The 24,426-nt window shown below is 30.4% G+C and carries 20 protein-coding genes; 19 read left to right on the forward strand and 1 reads right to left on the reverse strand.

The window, feature by feature from the left end; all coding sequences use genetic code 11:
- Positions 1–2 precede the first annotated feature (2 nt).
- The 6 genes from BN2409_RS12060 (at position 3) to BN2409_RS17670 (ending at position 8,493) form a co-directional block, all read left to right on the forward strand.
- Entirely contained in the window at positions 3–1,421 is a 1,419-nt protein-coding gene (locus tag BN2409_RS12060) for a class I SAM-dependent DNA methyltransferase (protein WP_053956874.1), read from the forward strand.
- Complete coding sequence (locus BN2409_RS17270) at positions 1,421–2,929, forward strand: restriction endonuclease subunit S (protein WP_053956875.1); 1,509 nt, start codon at positions 1,421–1,423, stop codon at positions 2,927–2,929. The genes BN2409_RS12060 and BN2409_RS17270 overlap by 1 nt, the downstream gene beginning before the upstream one ends.
- A gap of 140 nt (positions 2,930–3,069) precedes the next feature.
- Positions 3,070–3,768 carry an HIRAN domain-containing protein gene (locus tag BN2409_RS12070; RefSeq protein ID WP_053956876.1) on the forward strand — a complete coding sequence of 233 codons (699 nt, stop codon included), beginning with the start codon at positions 3,070–3,072 and terminating at the stop codon, positions 3,766–3,768.
- 134 nt (positions 3,769–3,902) lie between these two features.
- A complete protein-coding gene (locus BN2409_RS17275) occupies positions 3,903–4,091 on the forward strand; it encodes a hypothetical protein (protein ID WP_199873015.1) in 189 nt (62 codons plus the stop codon).
- Between the two features lie 572 nt (positions 4,092–4,663).
- A complete protein-coding gene (locus BN2409_RS12075) occupies positions 4,664–8,356 on the forward strand; it encodes an AAA domain-containing protein (RefSeq protein ID WP_053956877.1) in 3,693 nt (1,230 codons plus the stop codon).
- 2 nt (positions 8,357–8,358) lie between these two features.
- The gene (locus tag BN2409_RS17670; RefSeq protein WP_053956878.1) at positions 8,359–8,493 is read left to right on the forward strand and encodes an integrase; all 135 of its coding nucleotides are present in this window, start codon (positions 8,359–8,361) and stop codon (positions 8,491–8,493) included.
- A gap of 165 nt (positions 8,494–8,658) precedes the next feature.
- Here BN2409_RS17670 and ychF read toward each other — a convergent pair whose 3' ends face one another.
- Entirely contained in the window at positions 8,659–9,750 is a 1,092-nt protein-coding gene (gene ychF, locus BN2409_RS12085; RefSeq protein WP_053956879.1) for a redox-regulated ATPase YchF, read from the reverse strand.
- Between the two features lie 136 nt (positions 9,751–9,886).
- Between ychF and BN2409_RS12090 the strand changes: the two genes are divergently transcribed.
- The 13 genes from BN2409_RS12090 (at position 9,887) to murD (ending at position 24,423) form a co-directional block, all read left to right on the forward strand.
- A complete protein-coding gene (locus BN2409_RS12090; RefSeq protein ID WP_053956880.1) occupies positions 9,887–11,083 on the forward strand; it encodes a hypothetical protein in 1,197 nt (398 codons plus the stop codon).
- Positions 11,084–11,175: 92 nt separating this feature from the next.
- Positions 11,176–12,456, forward strand: a complete 1,281-nt coding sequence (gene yfmF / locus BN2409_RS12095) for an EF-P 5-aminopentanol modification-associated protein YfmF (protein ID WP_053956881.1) — start codon at positions 11,176–11,178, stop codon at positions 12,454–12,456.
- The gene (gene yfmH / locus BN2409_RS12100; protein ID WP_053956882.1) at positions 12,457–13,752 is read left to right on the forward strand and encodes an EF-P 5-aminopentanol modification-associated protein YfmH; all 1,296 of its coding nucleotides are present in this window, start codon (positions 12,457–12,459) and stop codon (positions 13,750–13,752) included. It begins immediately after the preceding gene.
- 49 nt (positions 13,753–13,801) lie between these two features.
- A complete protein-coding gene (gene lgt, locus BN2409_RS12105; RefSeq protein ID WP_053956883.1) occupies positions 13,802–14,545 on the forward strand; it encodes a prolipoprotein diacylglyceryl transferase in 744 nt (247 codons plus the stop codon).
- A gap of 141 nt (positions 14,546–14,686) precedes the next feature.
- Positions 14,687–14,839, forward strand: a complete 153-nt coding sequence (locus BN2409_RS16945; protein ID WP_110943109.1) for an aspartyl-phosphate phosphatase Spo0E family protein — start codon at positions 14,687–14,689, stop codon at positions 14,837–14,839.
- Positions 14,840–15,056: 217 nt separating this feature from the next.
- Positions 15,057–15,488 carry a division/cell wall cluster transcriptional repressor MraZ gene (gene mraZ / locus BN2409_RS12110; RefSeq protein ID WP_053956884.1) on the forward strand — a complete coding sequence of 144 codons (432 nt, stop codon included), beginning with the start codon at positions 15,057–15,059 and terminating at the stop codon, positions 15,486–15,488.
- Positions 15,489–15,544: 56 nt separating this feature from the next.
- Entirely contained in the window at positions 15,545–16,480 is a 936-nt protein-coding gene (rsmH, locus tag BN2409_RS12115; RefSeq protein WP_053956885.1) for a 16S rRNA (cytosine(1402)-N(4))-methyltransferase RsmH, read from the forward strand.
- Between the two features lie 31 nt (positions 16,481–16,511).
- Positions 16,512–17,003 (forward strand): septum formation initiator family protein, encoded by a 492-nt coding sequence (locus BN2409_RS12120; protein ID WP_053956886.1) that lies wholly within the window; start codon positions 16,512–16,514, stop codon positions 17,001–17,003.
- Between the two features lie 26 nt (positions 17,004–17,029).
- The gene (locus tag BN2409_RS12125) at positions 17,030–19,018 is read left to right on the forward strand and encodes a stage V sporulation protein D (protein WP_053956887.1); all 1,989 of its coding nucleotides are present in this window, start codon (positions 17,030–17,032) and stop codon (positions 19,016–19,018) included.
- Between the two features lie 207 nt (positions 19,019–19,225).
- A complete protein-coding gene (locus BN2409_RS12130; RefSeq protein ID WP_053956888.1) occupies positions 19,226–20,683 on the forward strand; it encodes a UDP-N-acetylmuramoyl-L-alanyl-D-glutamate--2,6-diaminopimelate ligase in 1,458 nt (485 codons plus the stop codon).
- Positions 20,684–20,685: 2 nt separating this feature from the next.
- Complete coding sequence (locus tag BN2409_RS12135; protein ID WP_053956889.1) at positions 20,686–22,065, forward strand: UDP-N-acetylmuramoyl-tripeptide--D-alanyl-D-alanine ligase; 1,380 nt, start codon at positions 20,686–20,688, stop codon at positions 22,063–22,065.
- 4 nt (positions 22,066–22,069) lie between these two features.
- Positions 22,070–23,032, forward strand: a complete 963-nt coding sequence (gene mraY, locus BN2409_RS12140; protein ID WP_053956890.1) for a phospho-N-acetylmuramoyl-pentapeptide-transferase — start codon at positions 22,070–22,072, stop codon at positions 23,030–23,032.
- 32 nt (positions 23,033–23,064) lie between these two features.
- Positions 23,065–24,423, forward strand: coding sequence for a UDP-N-acetylmuramoyl-L-alanine--D-glutamate ligase (murD, locus tag BN2409_RS12145; protein ID WP_053956891.1), 1,359 nt, complete (start codon positions 23,065–23,067; stop codon positions 24,421–24,423).
- Positions 24,424–24,426: the final 3 nt, after the last annotated feature.

Consider the following 24,426-nt stretch of genomic DNA (forward strand, 5'->3'; position numbering starts at 1 on the left):
ATATGAACAATCAAGAGATCGTAAATAAACTTTGGAATTTATGCAATGTATTAAGGGATGATGGGATTACATATCATCAATATGTTACAGAGTTAACCTATATCTTATTTTTAAAAATGGCAAAGGAAACAAATAGAGAAAAGAATATCCTTGAAGAATATAGATGGGATAAATTGATTGAAAAAGAAGGGATTGAGCTTAAAAATTTTTATAGAAAATTATTATTAGAGTTAGGTACAAAGGGAGAAGGAAAAATTAAAGAAATTTATACCAATGCCAATTCTAATATAGACGAGCCTAAAAACTTAGAAAAAATCATAAAATCTATTGATGCCTTAGATTGGTATAGTGCAAAAGAAGAAGGACTAGGAAATCTTTATGAAGGATTATTAGAGAAAAATGCCAATGAAAAAAAATCAGGGGCAGGACAATATTTTACTCCTAGACCATTAATTAATGTAATTGTTCAGTTAATAGATCCACAACCAGGGGAAAAATGTAATGACCCTGCTGCTGGAACCTTTGGATTCATGATTGCTGCGGATCAATATATAAAAGATAAGACAGATGAATTATTTGATTTGGACGAAAAACTGCAAGAGTTTCAAAAAAAGGATGCTTTTACAGGTTGTGAACTAGTACATGAAACCCATAGGTTAGCTTTAATGAATGCAATGCTTCATGAGATAGAAGGAGAGCTTTATTTAGGAGATAGCTTATCTAACCTTGGGAAAAAGATGAAGGATTTTGATGTAGTTATGACAAATCCACCTTTTGGAACAAAAAAAGGTGGAGAAAGACCAAGTAGAGATGATTTAACTTATTTATCATCTAATAAACAATTAAACTTTCTTCAACATATTTATCGATCATTAAAGAAGGATGGTAAAGCAAGGGCAGCTGTAGTGTTACCTGATAATGTCTTGTTTCAAGATGGCGATGGACAAAAAATTAGAGAAGACTTGATGGATAAATGTAACCTTCATACAATATTGAGGTTACCTACAGGTATTTTCTATGCTCAAGGAGTAAAGACTAATGTACTTTTCTTTACGAGAGGAACTACAGATAAAGATAACACAAAGGAAGTATGGTTTTATGATTTAAGAACCAATATGGAGTCCTTTGGAAAAAGAAATATGTTAAAAGAAGAGCATTTTGAGAATTTTATAAAAGCTTATACAGCAGAGGATAGAAGTAATATCAAAGATGAAAGATGGAATGTATTCACTAGAGATGAAATAAAAGCTAAGGGATATTCATTAGATTTAGGACTTATTAAGGATGAATCCTTAACAGATTATGATGAGTTGCCAGATCCTATTGAAAGTGCTGAAGACGCAGTAGTAAAGCTTGAAGAAGCTACAGACCTTCTTATGAGTGTTATAAAAGAGCTTAAACACTTGGAGGAGGGTAAGTAATGGCAAAGAAGAAAAAAACTTTAGAAGAACTACTAGAAGAAGCTATAGTGCCAGAAGATGACCAGCCTTATGAAGTGCCAAGTAATTGGGTGTGGGTTAAGCTTTTAGACGGTGGAGCTGAGTGTCTAGATAGATTTAGGAAACCTGTTAATGCAACAGAAAGAGAGAATAGAAAAGGAGATGTTCCTTACTATGGTGCTACTGGGCAGGTAGGGTGGATAGATGATTATTTGACAGACGAAGAGTTAGTATTAGTAGGAGAAGACGGAGCGCCATTTTATGAACTGCTTAAAAATAAAGCATACATTATTGAGGGTAAAGCTTGGGTAAATAATCATGCACATATTCTAAAATCGTATTTTGGGAATTATGGTAATTTATATTTGATGCATTATTTAAATCAGTTTAATTATCATGGCTATGTAAATGGTACTACTAGATTAAAACTTACGCAGAGTAAGATGAAAGAGATTCCTATACCCATCCCAACTTTGGCAGAACAACAACGCATCGTAAACAAAATAGAATGCCTTTTCTCTAAAATAAACAAAGCAAAAGAACTGATAGAGGAAGCAAGGGAAGGGTTTGAAAATAGAAAAGCTGCTATTCTTACAAAGGCATTTAGAGGTGAATTGACAAAAGAATGGCGGGAAGAACATAAAATTGTAGGAACTGGTGAGAAACTTATTTACAAAATTTGCTATGAACAAGAAGAAAATTATAATAAGGCTTGTTTAGAAGCAAACGAAGTAGGTAGAAAAAGGCCCAAAAGATTAGATACTTCATATATAGAAAATGAATATCCTGATGTTAAGATTCCAAATAATTGGAAGTGGTGCAGAATAGCAGATATTATTGAGGACTTAACCGATTATCATGCTAATGGAAGTTATAAAGTATTAAAAGAAAATGTTGAACTGTTAGATGAGAAAGACTACGCATTTATGATTCGTGCAACAAATTTTGAACAAAATAATTTTACTACATTAATGAAATATATATCGAAGCAAGCCTATGAATTCCTTAGCAAAAGTAAATTGTTTGGTGGAGAGATACTTATTAGTAAAATTGGAAATGCAGGTACGGTGTATTATATGCCAAATTTAAACCACCCAGCTTCTTTGGCAATGAATTTATTTGCCTTAAGAATTTCATCACATATAAATTCAAAATATATTTATTATCATCTAAAGACAATAAGTTCCAAAAAAGATATCATGCAGTATGTTAGAGGTGTAACAACCAAATCAATTGATAAGAAATCAGTCAGGAGTATTTTTATAGCAATACCATCTAGAGAAGAACAAGATGAAATAGTGGATATAATAGAAAATTTACTCGATAAGGAAAATTTACTTGACGAACTAACCCAACTAGAAGACCAAATAGAACTTATAAAAAAATCAATCTTATTAAAAGTCTTTAGAGGAGAATTAGGAACAAACGATCCTACAGAAGAAAGTGCTCTTGAATTACTTAAGGAAGTACTTAAAGAAAAAATTAAATAGCTCTTAATTATATAAGTAAAGCCTAAGAAATAGATGATCTTGGGCTTGCATATTATATTTAATTGGAGTCTATTTGAATAGAAAAAGACTAATATGCAAATTTTTATTAGATAGAAGAGATTTGATGGTAGGTGTTAAAAATGAATAAAAGTAGAGAAATTCTTTGGTTAATTTGGCAAGATCCAGTAAAGAGACAACGTTATAAAATTGGAGAATTGTATAAAGAAAATGAAATGTATTATTTTAGATATGATTTAGAAGGAGTAAAGGAAGCAAAAAAATACAACTTCGAATTATTACCATCTTTTTCACAATTAAACAGCACATATGAAAATGACAAAATGTTTCCAGTATTTTCTACTAGACTTCCAGATAAGAGAAGAAGAAATATTGATGAAATTTTGAAGAAATATGGACTAGAGAGATATGATGCTTTTGAATTCTTAAAGAAAAATGGAGGTAAGTTACCAATTGATACATTAGAGTTTGTTGAGCCTATTTTTTTAAGCTATGATTTTGAAAAAATTGAGAGAAAATTTTATGTAGCAGGTACGAGATATTATCTAAAAGAATCTAAAACAAACTTTCAAGATTTAAATATTAAAGAGGGCTTTGAACTTAAATTATTTCAAGAAAATAACAATGAGTTTGATCAATTTGCAGTAATAGTATGTAATGATCAAAAAATAAAATTAGGGTATATTCCTAGATATTTCAGTAAAACTGTATCTATGGCTATAGAAAAAAAATATATGATTGAATGCATTGTAGATATGATAAACCTATTCGATTTTCAAGAATGTCTTAAGGTAAAGTTGATTATTAAAAAAGTGGAATAAAATTTTTTTATTTAAGAGAAAAACTCGATTCGTTCTGAATCGAGTTTTTAATATATTTTGAAATTATTATACATTGAACCTGATTTATAGAATTTTTTAGATGAAAAAGGATGATAATAAGTATTTTTATGTCCATGACGTATCTATTATATATCAATAAATCTATTATAGAGTATCGTATTTGTGGTAAAATTGCAGTAAATGCAGTATACATTAATATTTTAATTAAGGCTGGTTTGATAGATGATGTGTTAGGCGAGAAAAATTATATTTCAATCAATAAAGATTTGAGCTTATTTAGGAGTCAGCATAGTTTCAAATAACGCTAATTTCTACTATTTTTTTAGAAATGTTATGAGAGACGATTAAAGATTATAAAATTGGAGTTATAAGTTTATTTTATAAGTTCATACTTTACAGTGATATTTGTCTGAATGAGATTATGATAATATGCATTAAAGAATGATAATTTAGCTTATATAACAAACGAAAAATATTCAGTATTTAACAAGAATTGGGAGTTGATGTGTGAAGTGATTCTCGTTTTTGAATTGACGAAACAAGGGAAAAAACGACAATAATAGTCAAAGGAATTCTACAAAATTCATCTAATTAATATATTAGATGTAGATTAAATTGAAATCATGGCAGTATTAATAATGACAAAGAGTATTGTATTATTTTGTTATAAATGATTGTTCTTTAATATCACATATACTTAGTATGTCCATAATGAGAAGCGAAGGTATGTAGTTGTTTAAGATATGAAATGGAGAACCGTATCACAAGTAAGTTCGGGTTTTGAGGAATCGCTTCTATTTGAGTTATGGAAGTGGGTAATGGGGATAATGGCGGTTAATTGGATTGATTACTATAGATGATGAGGAGAATACTGTTGGAAAAAAAGAAAGTAACAAAAAAAATAGTAAATTTTTGGTATATAATTGAGATTTTGACTCAAGAGAAGTTTCCTAAACAAGATTATATAAGCCGGAAAATCACAGATAGGGTCAGAGAATATTCAATTAATACGAAAAATACTGATCCTAAAGGTATTAAGTATAACAAATTCACGATCTATACTGAATTGAAAGGTCAATGTGAAATCAGTGATAAGGTAAAAAAAGATGATGAGAATTATAAGTTTCATCAAGAGGTTAGTAGCATAGGTCATATATGCTACGGCAAAGTGCAGCGTGAGGGTATAGTCCGAAAACTCTATGAGGTGTTAAAGGTTGAGGACAAAAGACAGGAGAAGGAAATTGATGATATTTGTTTATTCACATTTAAAAGTTCTTTCACCGGGGAATATGAGGAAAAAAGCTTGCAAGTGTCCCCACTCATTTGGGGCGTCTACAAATGTTATGCAAATAAGGATAAGAAGCATAAAGGGATTTCTCATGATGATTATCAAGATGAAGTTGAATTGATTGAGCGAGAATTTGGTGATGACTTAAAGGTTAATAATGAGTTCATCGATAAGATTTACAAGTTACTGTTTGACAAATATATTGTGCCACTGGAACTAGAATCATACACGAAAAAAGTGGGCGTATTCATTTATTCAAGATTTAAAAATGAGGAGATAAAAGAAAAGGAAGAGGAGAAACTAGAAGATGTCAGTGAACTAGTCAAGAGCTTTTACTCAGATGATTTATCAATGATAAGTAGCGAGCTAAGTCAACTAGATTCGTTTAATGATATGCAAAATGATGTTATTGAATATATAATAAATCGATATTATTCAGATAAGAAACCAAAACATATTGAAGAAAATAAAATAAATATACGTACTGACAAGCATGAGCTGGAATCTGTGCTTTCTATTGAAAATATTTCACTGGGTAAATGGCCTTCGAAGTTTAATCCTGCGTTGATGCAACAAGTAGCAATTAATTATGGAATGTTTGAAAATGAATTGCAGAATATATTTTCGGTAAATGGACCTCCCGGAACAGGTAAAACAACACTGTTAAAAGAAATAATTGCACACAATATTGTTGAGCGAGCAATAAAGTTATCTGAATATGATAATCCAGATGACGCATTTTTTCCCATTTCATTTTATGATGATCAAGGGAAGAAAAAAGTATATCATCAATTTTTTCCTAACTATTATGTATTTAAAGATGAGTCTATTAATCATCATAGTATGTTGGTTGCATCTAACAATAATGCTGCAGTCGAAAATATTACTGTTGAACTTCCGAACTCAAACAGCCTGCTAAAAGGGTTAAGTCCAAGTCTATCTGATAATACTAAAGACACAATGAAATTAAGACAAAATCATGATTTGTTTGATATTTCGAAATGCAAGACCAAAGAATTGTACAGTGAATATAGAGATAATCCTGAAGCTGAAAAAGATAAGAATGCTAAGAAAAAAATTGAAGTTAAAGAGTTTAAAGAAGATATATACTTTTCCTGGTTAGCCCACAAAAGGCTCACTAATGGGGAGAACGGAACAGATCCAAAAGAGATCAATACATGGGGATTAATTTCAGCTCCTCTTGGAAAAAAATCTAATTTAAATACTTATTACTATAATGTTTTAAGTCACTTTGTTAAAACCGCAATGAAATATACAAAAACCTGTAGTGAACGGTTAATTCAGTATGAAGTTTCTAGAAAGAAGTTTCTTAGTCAATTAAAACTGGTAGAGAAGCTAAAGAAAGAGCTAATATTAGATTTAAAAGCAGAAAAAGATTTTGAAATTAGGAAAAAGAAAATTGAGAAGAAACTTCGCGATCTTGAAGACTCTGAGAATAAGTTAAAGAAACAGATCAATAAAGTTATAGATGAGAATAATAACTTATCAAGGAGTAAAAAAATTAAAGAGATTGAGGTTTCTAAGATTGAAGAGAAGAGGCAGGATGAATATGTCGAAGTTGAATTGTTAGAAGCCGATGTATTTCAAAATGAAGAGAACCTAAAAAATATTAGTGACACGATTAAAAAAATGGAAGAAAACATTGGACTTATCGATAAGCTTATCTACAAATTCTATAAAACAGAAAAGATGAATGAAGTAGATAGAGAAAAAGTAAAGCGCACTGAGATTCACAATGATCTAATGAAAGTAAGAAAAAAGCTAAAGGAACATAAAGGTGAGATAAAAAAACTCTTGAGACAACAACGTGATCTTCAAAAGAAAATTAAAAAAATTGATAATAGTATTGATGATAATTTGAATGTTTTAGAAGAGTACAGAAAGAAGTTAAATGAAATTGACAGTTCAAAATTAGAATTACATCAAAAAATTGAGCAAGCAATGAAAGTTCTGAATGAAAAGCTTGATTATATAAAAGCAACTAGAGCTATTATTGACAATGAATTTTGGGAAAATTTGAACTCAAAAGATGAGAAAGCGTCTACCAAGGCTCAACTTACTAACCCTTGGATTACTAGTGATTTTAATAGAGAACGAGAGAAGTTATTTTACTATGCTCTACAGCTGCATAAAAATTTTATTTTATCATCAAAATCGTGTAGATGTAATTTCAACTTACTTGGAATGTTATGGGGATATGTAGGTGATGAAAATAATGAAATTAAGGTTTTTTATCCTGAACATAAAGACCAGGCATTTCCTCATTTGTTAAATACATTGTTTTTGCTTACACCAGTTTTTTCAACGACATTTGCATCAGTAGGAAGATTCTTAAAAAATGTAAAACAAGGAAATAGTATAGGGTTGCTTATTGTTGATGAGGCAGGTCAGGCAACCCCACAAATTGCGTTAGGTGCTCTTTGGAGATCTAGGAAAGCAATCATAGTTGGTGATCCTAAACAAGTTGAACCTGTTGTTACATCAGATACGGAAATCATTATGAAGGCATTCTCCGATGATATTTTATCTTCCTATCAGAATAAGACGCTTTCTGTACAAGGCTTTGCGGATGCGATTAATCCAATTGGATCTTTTATAAAAGATCAATCATTGATAGAAAGTAAAGGGGATTGGGTGGGTTGTCCACTGGTTGTACATAGAAGATGTATTAATCCTATGTTTGATATTTCGAATGAACTTTCCTATGGAAAAACTATGAAGTATCAGACGAATCAGCCTGATGAATCATCATGTAATAAATTCCTGATCTTAAACTCGTGTTGGATAGATATTAAAGGTACAGAAGTAGGGCATAAGAATCATTATGTCAGAGAGCAAGGGAAGGCAATATTGGAGTTGGTTAAGAAGAGTTTTAATACATATAGTAGTACGGCTGGAGATTCTAGCAAGCCTAGTCTATATATAATTTCACCATTTACTACGGTAATTAACGCATTGAGAGATTTACTAAGTAAAGACAAAAGTTTATCTAAATTTGATTACTTTGAGGACTGGCTTGATGAGAGTCTGGGTACTGTTCATAAGTTTCAAGGCAAAGAAGCAAATGAAGTGATTTTTGCACTAGGTTGTGATAAAAATGCAATGGGCGCTGTTAAGTGGGTGAATAGAAACATACTGAATGTAGCAGCAACAAGAGCAAAGTATCGATTTTATATTATTGGTGATTACGAGATTTGGACAAAATCCGAAATTTTCGAAATAGCATCTAGACATCTGCCTAAGTTAGAGAATTATTGAGAATGAATGAACATCCGAAAGTAGTTCAAGAGTTATTAGGACATAGTAGTATCACAACAACCTTAGATATTTATTCTCATGTTTCATTAGATATGAAAGAAGAAGCTGCTGAAAAACTTAATACGATTTTCAAATAGGAAAACACCTCTAAAGTTGAATTTAGAGGTGTTTTTTAACCGGTTGTAGTAAAATTGCAGTAAATTATTAAATTACTGTTTTATAAACCAACAAAATAATGTGTTATATGGTTGATATCAAGCTATTTATAGATGATATTCATTTGTTTTTAACTTCAATATTATTTACACATTAAATCTAAATAATATTACATCTCCATCTTGTACAACATATTCTTTTCCCTCAAGTCTTACAACGCCTTTTTCTTTTGCAGTAGTCATATTTCCTGCTTGTACTAAATCATCAAAGGAAATAGTTTCAGCTCGAATGAATCCTCTTTCAATATCTGTATGGATTTTTCCAGCAGCTTGTGGTGCCTTGGTACCTATTTTAATAGTCCATGCACGTACTTCTTGAGGACCAGCAGTTAAAAAGCTCATAAGACCTAATAATCTATATCCAGCTTTGATTAATTTATCAAGTCCAGATTCTTCAAGTCCTAATTCTTCTAAGAATTGTTGTTTTTCTTCATCATCAAGCTCTGATATTTCAGCTTCTATTTTTGCACAAACTACTACTACTTCTGCATTTTCTTCTTGAGCATGACCTCTTACTTCTTTTACCATATCATTTTCTGCACCTTCTAAAAGGTCTTCTTCAGAAACGTTAGCAACATAGATAATAGGTTTATAAGAAAGAAGGCTATATCCTTTTACTACTTCTCTTTCATCATCTGTTAAATCTAGAGTTCTAGCAGATTTTCCTTCTTCTAGTGTTTCTTTAATACGTTCTAGAAGTTCTAATTCTTTTTGAAGAGATTTATCTCCTTTAAGTAATTTTCTAGTCTTTTGAATACGACGATCAATTACCTCAATATCTGAAAAAATAAGTTCAAGATTGATAGTTTCAATGTCTCGTAGGGGACCTACAGATCCTTCTACGTGTACAATATTTTCATCTTCAAAACATCTTACTACATGAACAATTGCTGCAACTTCACGAATATGAGATAGAAATTTATTTCCTAAACCTTCGCCTTTACTTGCTCCTCTTACAAGGCCTGCAATATCATAAAATTCTATAGCAGTTGGAACAATTTTTTGAGAATCATACATTTTTTGTAATACATCTAATCTGTGATCTGGAACAGAAACTACACCTACATTTGGTTCTATCGTACAAAATGGATAATTTGCAGATTCAGCACCAGCTTTTGTAATAGCGTTGAATAATGTACTTTTTCCTACGTTGGGTAGACCTACGATACCTAATTTCATCTATAATTCTTCCTTTCAAACGATCTGTGTTTTTATACAAATTCAATTATAACGGATAAATGTAGAGAAGGCAATCCTCTATATTCTTCACATATTTTATAAAAAGCTTCAATACAATACAATAAGGGGTGAGACTATGATATCTAGTAAAAGTATGAAGGATTTGTCTTTATCTATTTTATTTGGAATACTCATTATTGTGTATCTTGTAGGGGATTGTCATATAGAGAGAGTAAGTATAGTATGTATTACTATATTTTTATATACATTTATAAAGAATATAAAAATAAAAAATGTATATTCTTTATGGGTAGCTATTTTAGGAATAATAATAGGTATGTGTATAGGCGGATATAATTTGCATTTTTTTGAATATGAATCCAATGTGCAAAGTGAGGGTATCTCTATAGAGAAGAATCATAATACAGCTGTATTGTTAATTTTTGATGGAGAACCTATGCAATATAATATCCCTATATTATTATATAATATGAATAGAAAACCCAATATAAAGGATAAGATCCTTATGCCCTATGAACTTTATTCTTATAAAAGAATATATGAAGAAGCAGGGATGAGTAGATATATAGATACTGCCCAAAAGATTCATACAGAACTTAAAAATAAATTGGATCATGGATATGATGTGTATGTATCTTATTTGAATAATACGCCTTATTATTCTCAGGTGATTCAGATGATTATAAAGGGAAATTATGAAAAAATAGTGGTAGCTCCTGTTTTTTTGACAGAAACAAAAGATTATGAATATATTGTACATACTTTAGAGGTAGAGAATCTTTATAAAGCAAATGATCAAATTAAATTTATGCCTTCACTATGGGATAGTGAAAAAATTCCTAAGTCTATTGCAAACAAAATAGTAGATACAGAATATAAAAAAGTAGAAACAGGGATCATACTTATGGGAAGTGTTTTTGAAAAGATGGATCGTTCCATCAATCCTAAAGCTCTTCAGCAGGAAAGAGTTTTTATGGATAAAATCAAAGAGGAACTAATAAGTATTGGATATGAGGAAAGAAAAATAAAATTTGTTCAAATGAGATCAAAAAAAGAAGAGATAGAAGACAGTATACAACAATTGCAACAATATGGAGTGGGTAAAATATTTTTGATTGGAGTAGATGACATTGTAGATAAAATAGAAGATCAACATTATCTTAAAGATTTTATAAAGGAAAAAAAGACAGAAAGTATAGAATTTGAATATATGAAGGGTTGGGGAAAAACAAATCAAGTCACTGAAGAATTAGAATTTAGGATACGTTTGATGAATGTAGATGATTGGAGCATAGATGATTTAAATGAATAGATTGGAAAAAATTAACCATAATAAGTAGTGACAATATGCAGGTTTTAAGATATAAATATATAAGGAAATATAAATTTAAGGAGGGAGTTTATTTGTTAAAAAAATTAAAACCTATTCAAATAGGAGAGCATATAAATCTACATATGATTCAAACAGACAAATTTAAAACCAATTTGATTAGTGTATATTTTCAAAGACCTCTTAAAAAAGAAGAAGTTACCCAAAATGCACTACTCTCTATGATTCTACCAAGAGGAACCAAAACATATCCTACTTCTAAAGAGATCGCAAAAGTATTAGAGTATTTGTATGGCTCATATATAGGTTGTGATGTAGCTAAAAAAGGAGAAAGAAATATTTTACAATTTTTTATGAAGCTTCCTAATGGAAATTATATAGAGGACCCAGAAATTTTTCAAAAGGGAATGAATATTTTAAATGAATTTATCAATGATCCTTATATCACAAATGGTTTGTTTAAAAAAGATTATGTAAATCAAGAAAAAGAAAATTTAAAAGAAAAAATTGAAGGCAGAAAAAATGATAAAATGAAGTATGCATATGACCGTTGCGTAGAAGAAATGTGCAAAGATGAAAATTATGCTTTATATGTTTATGGAAGTGTAGAAGAATTAGAAAAATTATCTGAAGAAGAACTTTATAGACATTATCAAGAAATTCTTCATACATCTGTTGTGGACATTTGTGTAGTGGGAGATTTTAATCCAGACAATATGGAGAAAATGATCAAAGAAAATATTAAAATTGATCAAAAGGAAGTTGTTTTGGTAGAAAGAGAAAAAATAGAGAAAGACCTATATGAAGTAAAACTTATAAAAGAACCTATGGATGTAAACCAAGGAAAGCTTTCTTTAGGATATAGAACAAATATTCCTTTTGAAAGTGAGCTTTATCAGCCTTTAATTGTTTATTCTAATATTTTAGGAGGAGGAGCCAATTCCAAATTATTTAGAAATATACGTGAAAAAGAAAGCCTCTGCTATTATATTTATTCTAGAGTGGACAAGTTTAAGTCACTTATGCTTATAAGCTCTGGAATAGAATTTGAAAATTATGAGAAAACTTTATCTTTAGTAAAAGAACAAGTATCATCTATGAATAAAGGAGAGTTTTCACAAGAAGATATAGAAAGTGCAAAAAATTCTATTATTACTTCTATTCGCTCTATGACAGACAGTCCTTATATGCTTTCTGATTTTTATTATACCCAAGCTATTTCTCATAACGAAGATACGATAGAAGAGATGATAGAAAAAATTAGGAGTGTCACAAAAGAAGATATTATAAAAGTAGGACAAAATATAAAGCTAGATACTATATACTTCCTTACAGGGAAAGAGGAGGTTAAATAAATGAGTGGAAATGAAATAAACAGTAAAGTATTAAAAGAAAAAATGTTTGTAAAAGAATTATCCAATGGACTTAAGATTTTCTTTATGCCCAAAGAAGGATATACGAAACAATATGCGATCTTTGCTACCAACTATGGATCAAATGATAGTAAGTTTATCATTCCAGGAGAAAGTGAAGTAACACAAGTTCCAGATGGCATTGCCCATTTTTTAGAGCATAAATTATTTGAAGAACCAGAGGGAAGTATATTTGATAAATTTTCTGAATTAGGTTCTAATGTAAATGCATATACAAATTTTAATTCTACTTGCTATCTTTTTTCTTCAACTGACAAATTTTATGAAAATCTTGAGCTTTTGGTTCATTTTGTGCAATCTCCTTATTTTACAGATGAAAATGTAGAAAAAGAAAAGGGGATTATTGGGCAAGAAATAAAAATGTATGATGATAACCCAAATTGGAAGGTGTTTTTTAATTCTCTAAAGGCAATGTATCACAATCATCCTGTAAAAATAGATATTGCAGGTACGATAGAAAGTATTTCTAAAATAACAAAGGAAGACTTATATAAGTGCTATAATACTTTTTATGATCCTTCGAATATGATTTTATTTGTGGTAGGCGATCTAGATTGTGATAAGGTATTTTCTATTATTGAAAAAAATCAAAAAAAGAAAGAGAAGATAAAAGAAAAGATCGAAAGAATTTATCCTGATGAGCCAAATACTATTGTACAAAATACCATAGAAGAACATTTAGATGTTTCTATTCCTCTTTTTAATATTGCATTTAAAGATATAGAAAATTCTTTAGATGGAAAAGAGTTGTTAAAAAAAGATATTGCTACAAAAATAATATTGGATATGGTATTTGGAAGAAGTTCCTCCTTCTATACAAAGCTTTATGAAGAAGGGCTTATCAATGATACATTTGAAAATGAATATACAGGAGAAATGGGCTATGGACATTCTATGATTGGAGGAGAATCTAAAAATCCAAAGGAAGTATTTAAAAAAGTTTTAGATCACATTGAAAATCTTAAAATGTCAGGTCTTAATCAAGAAGATTTTGAAAGAATCAAAAGAAAACATATTGGAGAGCATGTAAGTTATTACAATTCTGTAGAATTTATTGCTACTACTTTTGTCGCTTATCATTTTAAGGGGATTAATATTTTTGATTATATTACGACTCTTAAAGAAATGGAATTTGACTATATTCAAAAAAGATTTAAAGAACATTTTAATCAAGATCGTTGCGTATTATCTATTATTTCTCCAAAAGACTTTGAATAAAAAATATGAATTTTAATATGTATACGATTTGGAAAAGGAGTTGATTTTATTGGATCCCATTGCCTTTCAATTATTTGGATTAGAAATAAGATGGTATGGAATTTTGATTTCTATAGGAATGGTATTAGGAACTCTTTTAGTATTAAAAAGAGCAAAAAAAGAAAATATTAAAGAGGATCATATCTTTGATCTTCTTCTTTTTGCTATTCCTGTAGCTATTATAGGAGCAAGAACGTACTATGTTCTTTTTAACTTTAGTGATTATGCAGGAAATATTTATCATATGGTCAATATTAGAGAAGGAGGATTGGCCATTCATGGAGGTGTTATAGGAGGAGTTTTAGTAGGATACTTTTATTGCAAGAAACATAAACTTTCCTTTAGAAAGATGGCAGATTTATTTGCACCAAGTATTATTTTAGGGCAAGCCATTGGAAGATGGGGGAATTTTGTGAATCAAGAAGCATATGGAAGGCCTACAAATCTTCCATGGGCTATTACAGTAGATGGTGTACGAGTACATCCTACTTTTTTATATGAATCTACATGGAATTTATGTGTATTTATATTTCTTCTTTGGTATGATAAAAAGAAAAAATTTAATGGAGAAATATTCCTACTTTATGCAATGTTATATTCTGTAGCAAGATTTTTTATTGAGGGTCTTCGCATAGATAGTTTAATGCTTGGTTCCTTTAGAGTTGCACAATTGGTAAGCCTTGGTGCTGTTATGATTTGTGGAATTTTACTGTATATAGGTCGAAAAAGACAAGTAATTAAAAAAGTCGAATAGAGTATATATTTTAATGAATTTTCATGAATACATAGAAATGTCATAAAACTGTAATTATATTGTCATAGAATGCTGTTGACATGAATTGGAAATTGTAATAGTATATACACGTATGAATTTTACAAAACATGGGGTGTAGAGATGGTGAAGAAAGAAATAGAAATTTTAAGACAGAGATTAAATGACCTTATACAAGTAGAGTCAAATTACGAGCAAATTTATAGAGTTAGCGTTCAATTAGATGAATTAATTACTACATTTTATAAAAATCAAAATAAAGAAGTAGTTGTATAAAACAAAAATACCTTTAAGCATGAGCTAAAAGGTATTTTTGTTTTATACAATAAAAAATGCTAATTTAGGAAGAAATTTCATTACTCTTATAAAAATAGGAGCATCTACCTATAAAAAAATATATTTTATTAGAAGGATTTTTTCTATTCCTATAGAAATAGTAGTGGTGAGAAGTGGTGAGAAGTGGGGACTCTTTCCTAAAATGGGGTGAAAAAATTTGTTTATTGGAGAATATTTTCATACAATTGATACTAAGGGAAGAGTGATTATTCCTTCAAAATTCAGAGATGAATTAGGGGAAAAATTCATTATGACAAAAGGTTTAGATCATTGCTTATTTGTATATGCTCTTAAGGAATGGAGAGAAATTGAGGAAAAATTAAAAAGTTTGCCATTCACTAATAAAGAGGCGAGAGCTTTTGTAAGATTTTTTTTCTCCGGAGCTACTGAATGCGAATTAGATAAGCAAGGGAGAATTACCATTGCACCGAATCTAAGATCTCATGCAAAGGTGGAAAAAGAAGTAATTATTATTGGAGTATCTACAAGAGTAGAAATCTGGAGTAAAGAAGAATGGGAAACTTATAATGATATGGCAGATCTAAGCTATGATGATATAGCAGAAAAAATGGTTGAACTAGGAATTTAAATATTTTAGATCCTATGTGTAGATAATATGTTAAAAAGTAGAAAGCAGGTGTAGTTTTGGATTTTAAACACGTTTCTGTATTATTAGAAGAATGTATTGAAAATTTGAATATAAAGCCTAATGGCATTTATGTAGATGGAACATTAGGGGGAGGAGGTCATTCGCAAAAAATTTGTGAAAAATTAGGAAAAGATGGACTCCTTATTGGGATAGATCAAGATCAAGAAGCTTTATGTGCAGCTCAAAATAGATTAAGCATCTATGATAATCAAAAACTTTTTGTACATAATAATTTTTCTAATATTAAAAAGATATTAGAAGACAATCAAATAGAAAAAATAGATGGTATTTTATTAGATTTAGGGGTTTCCTCTTATCAACTTGATGAAGAAAGTAGAGGTTTTTCTTATATGCACGATGCTCCTTTGGATATGAGAATGGATCGAAGAGGAAATTTTACTGCAAGAGATGTTGTCAATGATTATGATGAAAAAGAGATAGCAAGAATTATCAAAGAATATGGTGAAGATAGATGGGCTAAAAGAATTGCAAGCTTTATTGTAAAAGAAAGAGCATCAAAGCCTATTGAAACTACAGGGGAATTAGTAGAAGTCATTAAAAAGGCAATTCCTGCTGCAGCAAGAAGAGAAGGGCCTCATCCTGCCAAAAGAACTTTCCAAGCCATAAGAATAGAAGTAAATAATGAATTGGGAATTTTAGAAGATACAGTACGAGATGTTTCAGAAAAATTAAATGAAGGAGGAAGAATTTGTATTATTACATTTCATTCTTTAGAAGATCGTATTATTAAGAATGTTTTTAAAGATTTGAGTACGGCTTGCAAATGTCCTAAAGAGTATCCTATATGTCAATGTGGAGGAGTAGCTGTTTTAAAAAGAATATCTAAAAAACCTATTTTACCATCTGATACAGAGGTGGAGGAAAATCCAAGATCTAGAAGTGCGAAATTAAGAGTAGCAGAGAAGATTTAAAAGTTCTAAAAAAAGAGGGGGGGGAATAAGTTTGATAATAGCACAGCGGAAATATAAGCATATGAATGAGAAATATTTACAACCTGAACCTAAAAATGAGAGAAAGAAAAATACAGAGAAAAAAATCAAAGCAAGTCACAAGCTACAAATTATTTTTGGACTTTTAATAGTAGGAAGTTTATGTATAGGAATTTTATTAGGATATGCGAAACTAACAGAATTAAAATATAAAATTAATGGAATGAATAAAGATATTCATCAAATGGAGGCACAAATAGAAAATTTAAAAGTAGAAGTGGAAGAAATCAAAAGAAGTGATTGGATTGAAAAAAAAGCAACAGAAGAACTAGGAATGCAGTATCCTGAAAAATCACAAATGGAATTTATTCATGTAAATAGCAATAGCATACAAAATGCTTTAAATACACAAGAAAAAGCACAAAAATATGAAGAAAGAGATCAGACTGGTCTAGTAGCAGTCATCAAAAAAACTGCAAGCAAAATAATAGGGTTATTAGATTAGTATTTGATTATAAGGGGGCAGTATCATTGGCAACACCTACTATTGCTAATAAAAAAAGATTAGTTCTTTTATTATTTGTAGTAAGCACTGTATTGTTTTTATTGATTTTTAGAGTTGGATGGATTCAAATTGTAAATGGAGAAAAATATAGACAGCTTGCACATATTCAGCAGACAAGGGATATTCCTATTCCGGCTAAAAGAGGAACTATTTATGATCGTAAAGGAAAGGAATTAGCTATTAGCGCAAGTACCAATACAGTGTGGGCAAGACCAGTAGAAGTGATTGAATCTAAAGAATTGGATGCAACAGTAAAGAAACTAGCTAAAATTCTTGAAATGGATGAGAAAGAATTAAAAGAAAAGTTATCTCAAAGAAATGTTGGACTTATAAAACTTAAAATGTGGATTGACAAAGATAAAGCAGATCAAGTTAGAAAGGCAAAATTAAAGGGCATATGGATTGCAGAAGATAATAGAAGACATTATCCCTTTGGAGATTTCGCGTCTCATATTTTAGGTCATACCACTTATGATAACCAGGGACTTATAGGTATAGAGCTTCAATATGATAAATATTTAAGTGGTTTACCAGGAAGATGGATTAAAAATACAGATGCAGCAGGAAGACAGCTACATTATGGAACAGATAAGTATTATGAAGCAGAAAATGGATTAAATGTTGTATTAACTATAGATGAAGTAATACAACATTTTGTAGAAAAAGCAATTGAAGATGCTGCTATGAAGACTCAAGCTAAAAGAGTATTTGGAATTGTTATGGAACCTAAAACAGGAGATATTTTGGCTATGGCCGTAAAGCCAGATTATAATCCAAATGATCCGAGAACCCCTTTAGATGAAAATCAAAAAAGAGAATATGAAAATACAGATCAAAAAGGGAAAAGTAAAATATGGAATGATATGTGGAGAAATCCAATTATTAGTGATACTTATGAACCAGGGTCTACCTTCAAGCTGATTACATCCGCAGCTGGGTTAGAAGAAGGAGTAGTGACTCCAAATTCTCCTTTTTATTGCAAGGGATATATTATGGTAGCAGGGCAAAGATTAAGATGTTGGAGATATTATAATCCTCATGGAGCAGAAACTTTTACACAAGCGGTTCAAAATTCATGTAACCCAGTTTTTATAGAAGTAGCTCAACGATTAGGAGTAGATAAATACTATGATTATATAGAAGCTTTTGGATTTAAAAAGCCTACAGGAATTGATTTGCCAGGAGAAAGTGGTGGGATTTTACAAAATAAAAAATATGTAGGGCCTGTGGAGTTAGCTACCATGTCTTATGGGCACGGAATTTCTGTGACACCACTACAACTAATCAATGCTATATCTGCTATTGGAAATGATGGAAAACTCATGCAACCTAGAATTGTAAAAGAATTAGTAGATGATTCTGGAAATGTTATGCATCGATATGAACCTAAAATGATTAGACAGGTAGTTTCTGAAAAAACAGCAGCAGATTTAAGATTAATTATGGAATCTGTAGTATCTAGTGGATCAGGAAAAAATGCATATATTCCTGGGTATAGAATTGGTGGAAAGACTGGAACAGCAGATAAAATAGAAAATAGAAAGTATGCTAAAGGAAAAGTATATTCTTCATTTATAGCACTTGCACCTGTTGATGATCCTAAAATTGCTGTTTTAGTAGTAATTGATGAACCACAAGGAGTGCATTTTGGAAGTCAAACAGCAGCGCCTGCGGCTCATGATATTTTACAAGACACTCTAAGATATTTAGATGTAGAACCAAAATTTAATGATGTAGAGGCTAAGGAATACAAGAAAAATCAAGTAGTAGTTCCAGAAGTGAGAAATAAGACATTAACTGCTGCTGCGAAAGTATTAGGAGAACATAAGTTGCAATATGAAACAGAGCCTTATGAAGTAGACAATCCAGATACAATTATTGTAGATCAATTTCCAAAACCAGGAGCAAGTATTCCAGAACAATCTGTAATTATTTTATATCTAAAAAAACAGTAAACAACTGAATTTATTTAGTGAATCCATAATAATTTTAAAGAAAGATAAAAATTATGTGCTATAATGAAAATAAATACTATATAAAAGGCAACTTCATTCATAGTAAAATTATTTGGGATGAAGTTGCCTTTTGCTGAGTTTTGTTTATGAAATAAAATAAAAGTCTATAATATGAAGATACCAAATTATTGACTAAGGGGAGATCATATGAAAATAGATCAATTACTGGAAGGATTAAATGTTACTAAAATTATAGGGAAAAAAGATGTAGAAGTAAAAGGAATTGCTTATGATTCAAGACAAGTACAAAAAGGATATGCTTTTGTAGCCATTATGGGGTTTAAGGCAGATGGACATGAGTATATTGATCAAGCAGTAAAAAACGGAGCCAAAGTAGTGATTGTTCAAAAAAATATAAATCCTATAGAAGGGGTTACCATCATTCAAGTAGAAAATAGCAGAAAGACATTAGCTTATATTTCATCTCAGTTTTATGATAATCCTACCAAAGAGATGCGTATTATTGGGGTGACAGGAACCAATGGAAAAACTACAATTACTCATTTGATAAAAAGCATATTAGAAAAAAATCATGTAGCTACTGGACTGATTGGAACTATAGCTCATGAGATTTTAGATAAAAAATATAAGGCAAATAATACAACTCCTGAATCTTTAGATCTACATAAGCTTTTTAAAGAAATGGTAGACAACAAAGTAAATACTTGTGTGATGGAAGTATCTTCTCACTCTTTAGATTTAGATAGGGTAGCAGGCATACCTTATGAAATAGGAATATTTACAAATTTAACACCAGATCATATGGATTTTCATGAGACGATAGAAAATTATAAAAGAGCCAAGACAAAGCTTTTTTATCAAACTACAAAGGCAAATGTCATCAATGTAGATGATCCATATGGCCATGAAATTGTACAAGAAGTAAAAAAATTAGATACAAAGATTGTTACTTATGGAGTTTATAATCAAGCAGATATTTATGCAAAAGACATAGAGACTTCTTCAAAGGGAACAACCTTTACTTTGATGACACCTAAATTTAATGGAAAAATTTCTATAAAGACTCCAGGAATGTTTTCTGTATATAATGCTTTGGCGGCTATGGGTGTATGTTATGTGTTAGGATATAGCTTTGAAGAAATAAAGTTAGGGATAGAATCAGTAAAAGTACCAGGAAGATTTGAAACAGTTCCTGATACAAAAGATCATACAATTATTGTAGACTATTCTCACACTCCTGATGCATTAGAAAATGCATTAGATACTATAAAAGAGTTTGTAGAGGGAAAAATTATTACTGTTTTTGGATGTGGAGGAGACAGGGATAGAACAAAGAGACCTATGATGGGAGAAATTGCTGGGAAAATTTCTGACTATTGTGTAATTACAAGTGATAATCCTAGATCAGAAGATCCAGATGCAATTATGAAAGATATAGAAGTAGGAATAAAAAAGACTTCATGTAAATATAAAATGATAGTAGATAGAAAAGAAGCAATCAAAGAAGCTATTAAAATGAGTAAGCCTGAAGATGTAATTTTAATAGCAGGAAAGGGTCATGAAACTTATCAAATTCTTAAAGATAAAATTATTGATTTTGATGATAAAGCAGTAGCTTCTGAAATACTTAGGGAGGAAATGTAAATATGAAATTAACCATAAAAGAGATTGTAGAGGCTACCAAAGGAGACCTTTTAGAAGGAGACATACAAAAAGAAATAAAAGGGATCTGTATAGACTCAAGGAAGGTAGTAAAAGATGAATTGTTTATTCCTTTAGTGGGAGAAAATTTTAATGGACATGATTTTATAAAAGATGCAATCGAAAAAGGGGCCTGTGCAGTACTAACTAGTGAAGGGAATTTTGAGGAAATAGATAACATATCTATTATTAAAGTTAAAAATACTTTACAAGCACTTCAGGATCTTGCAAGATATTATGCATCAAAATTTTCTATTCCTATTATAGGAGTGACAGGCAGTACTGGAAAAACATCTACAAAAGATATGATCTATAGTGTCTTATCTAAAAAGTATAAAGTTCTAAGAAATAAAGGGAATTTTAATAATCATATTGGTCTTCCTTTGACTATTTTTGAGTTGACGAAAGAACATGAGATGGCTATTTTAGAGATGGGAATGAGTGCACTTGGTGAAATAGATTTACTTGCTAGTTTAGTAAAGCCTCATGTAGGGGTGATTACAAATGTAGGACTTTCTCATATCGAACATTTAAAAACTCAAGAGAATATTATGAAGGCGAAGATGGAGATTACTAACTACTTTCAAGATGATCATATACTTATTGTCAATGGAGATGATGATCTTTTAAAGACATTAAAGGGAAAGAAAACTCATTACAAGAAATATTTTGTAGGAAGAGAAAGATGTGACTATAGAGTAAGCAATATAAAGGATTTGGGGGAAAAAGGAATATCTTTTGATTTGATCCTTGACAATGAAGAATATTCTTTCTTTTTAAAAGTACCTGGAATTCATAATGTATATAATGCTTTGTGTGCTATTGCAGTTGGAATCTTATTTAAAGTAGATATGAATTTGATCCAGAAAGGGATTAGAGAATTTGAAGGAAGCAATATGCGTCTTCATATTTTTACTACTAAAGAAGAAATAAAAGTGATTAATGATGCATACAATGCAAGTCCAGACTCTATGAGAGCAGCTTTATGTGTCCTTGATAAAATGAAATGCAAAAGGAAGATTGCTGTTTTAGGAACTATGCTAGAGATGGGAGAATATGCTCAAATTGGGCACTATCATGTAGGTAGTGATGTAGCAAAAGCAAATATAGATTATTTGATAGCTGTAGGAAATCAAGGAGAACATATGGTTATGGGGGCCACAGAGAATGGATTTAAGAAGGAAAAAACCTATGTATGCAAAAATAATCAAGAGGCGATAGAAGTATTAAAAAAATTATTACAAAAAGAAGATGCAATACTTATTAAAGGTTCGAGGGGAATACATATGGAAGAGATCGTAGACTATATACAAGAGAGGAGTTAAATAAATGATGCAGTATAAACAACTTATTATTACAATTATCACATCTTTCCTCATTACACTAATTTTAGGGCCTCTAGTAATACCTATATTACAAAGATTAAAGGTAGGACAAAGTATAAGAGATGAAGGACCAAAATCTCATATGAAAAAATCTGGGACTCCTACTATGGGTGGCCTAATTATGATTGTTGCTATTTTAATTACAACATTGACTTCAGGAAATGAAAACAAAGATTTATATGTAGTTTTGTTTGCTACTATTTCATTTGGGATTATAGGTTTTATAGACGATTTTATAAAAGTTGTTCTAAGAAGAAATTTAGGACTTAAAGCTTATCAAAAGTTAATTGGTCAAATTATTGTTGCAATTATTATAGCTATTTATCAATCTTCTATATCTATATCAGGAACAAAAATATTAGTTCCTTTTATAAACGAGTATCTAGACCTTGGTATTTTATATATTCCTTTTATTGCTACAGTGGTAGTAGCAACAGCCAATAGTGTAAATCTTACAGATGGCTTAGATGGATTGGCGGCAGGAGTTACGTTGATTGTTTCTTCCTTTTTTAGCTTGGTAGCTATGAACTTAGGATTTACTAGTATTGCTGTGTTTAGTGGAGCACTTACAGGTGCTTGTTTAGGTTTTTTAAGATTTAATGCTCATCCTGCAAAAGTATTTATGGGAGATACAGGATCTATGGCATTAGGTGGGGCTATTGCAACGATAGCCATTTTAATGAATTTAACTTTAATCATTCCAATTGTAGGAGGAATTTATTTCGTAGAGGCATTATCTGTTATTTTACAAGTAACGTCTTTTAAACTTACAGGAAAGAGAATATTTAAAATGAGTCCTCTTCATCATCATTTTGAGCTTATAGGATGGAAGGAGACAAAAGTGGTAGCTGTATTTTGGTCTATAACTTTATTATTATGTATCATAGGCTTATTTGGCTTAAATTAAATAATTTTAAAATAGGAAAGCAGGTGTAGATCATGAAACTTAAAGATAAAAAGGTTTTAGTAGTAGGGCTTGGAACTTCTGGGATTCCTACAGTGAATACACTCATAGATTTAGGGGCAAAGGTAACTGTAAATGATCAAAAAACAAAAGAAGAGTTAAAAGAAATTACAAAAGATTTAAAAGAAGATAAAGTAGATTTTATTTTAGGAAAGCATCCAGAAAACATGGTAATGTTTGATGTAGTTGTTTTAAGTCCAGGAGTCCCTACAGATCTTTCTTTTATTCAAGAAGCTAAAAAATTAGGAATGATTGTTATTGGAGAATTAGAACTAGCTTACAGGTTATGTAAGGGACAGTTTATTGCCATTACAGGTACCAATGGAAAAACTACCACAACTTCTTTAGTAGGAGAAATTTTTAAAAATGCACAAAAAGAAACTTATGTGGTAGGAAATATTGGTGTAGCTGCTGTATCTAAAGCACAAAAGGCCAGTGAATACGCCTTTATGATCACAGAGGTAAGTAGTTTTCAACTAGAAAGCATTATTGATTTTAAGCCTAAGATTGCAGCTATTCTTAACATTACACCAGATCATTTAAACAGACATAAGACAATGGGAAATTATATAAATGCAAAGGCCAATATATTTAAAAATCAAAACAAAGATGATATACTCATTCTAAATTTAGATAATTCTACGACTTATGACTTAAAGGAGATAGCAAAATCAAAAGTCATTCCTTTTAGTAGAAAACTAATATTAGACAATGGAGTTTTTGTAAAAGATGAATATATTGTTGTAAAAGAAGAAAATAAGGAATGTGAAAGAATCTGTAAAGTGGATGATTTAAAAATTCCAGGAAAACACAACTTAGAAAATGCACTGGCAGCTGTAGCTATTGCCCATTTTGCAGGAATTGATCAAAACATCATTGAAGATACATTAAAAAGTTTTATGGGAGTAGAGCATAGGATAGAATTTGTAGATGAAATTCATAAAGTACGCTTTGTAAATGATTCGAAAGGAACCAATCCAGATGCAGCTATGAGAGCTATAGAAGCTATGAAAAGTCCTATTGTTTTGATTGCTGGAGGAATGGATAAAGGAAGTGACTTTACAGAGTTTATTCAAAGCTTTAATGGCAAAGTAAAACATATGATTCTTTTTGGAGAAACATCAGAAAAAATTAAAAACACAGCAGTAGAAAATAATTTTTTAGAATGTAGTATGGTAAGAGATATGGAAGAAGCAGTTTCATTGTCAGCAAAGATTGCAAAAGAAGGAGATTGTGTGTTATTATCACCTGCTTGCGCAAGCTGGGATATGTATCCAAGTTATGAGGTAAGAGGAAGACATTTTAAAGAAAGTGTGAAAAAATTAAGGGGGTAATAA

Origin of the sequence: Inediibacterium massiliense (assembly GCF_001282725.1) — a bacterium.
Lineage (GTDB): Bacteria > Bacillota > Clostridia > Peptostreptococcales > Thermotaleaceae > Anaerophilus > Anaerophilus massiliensis.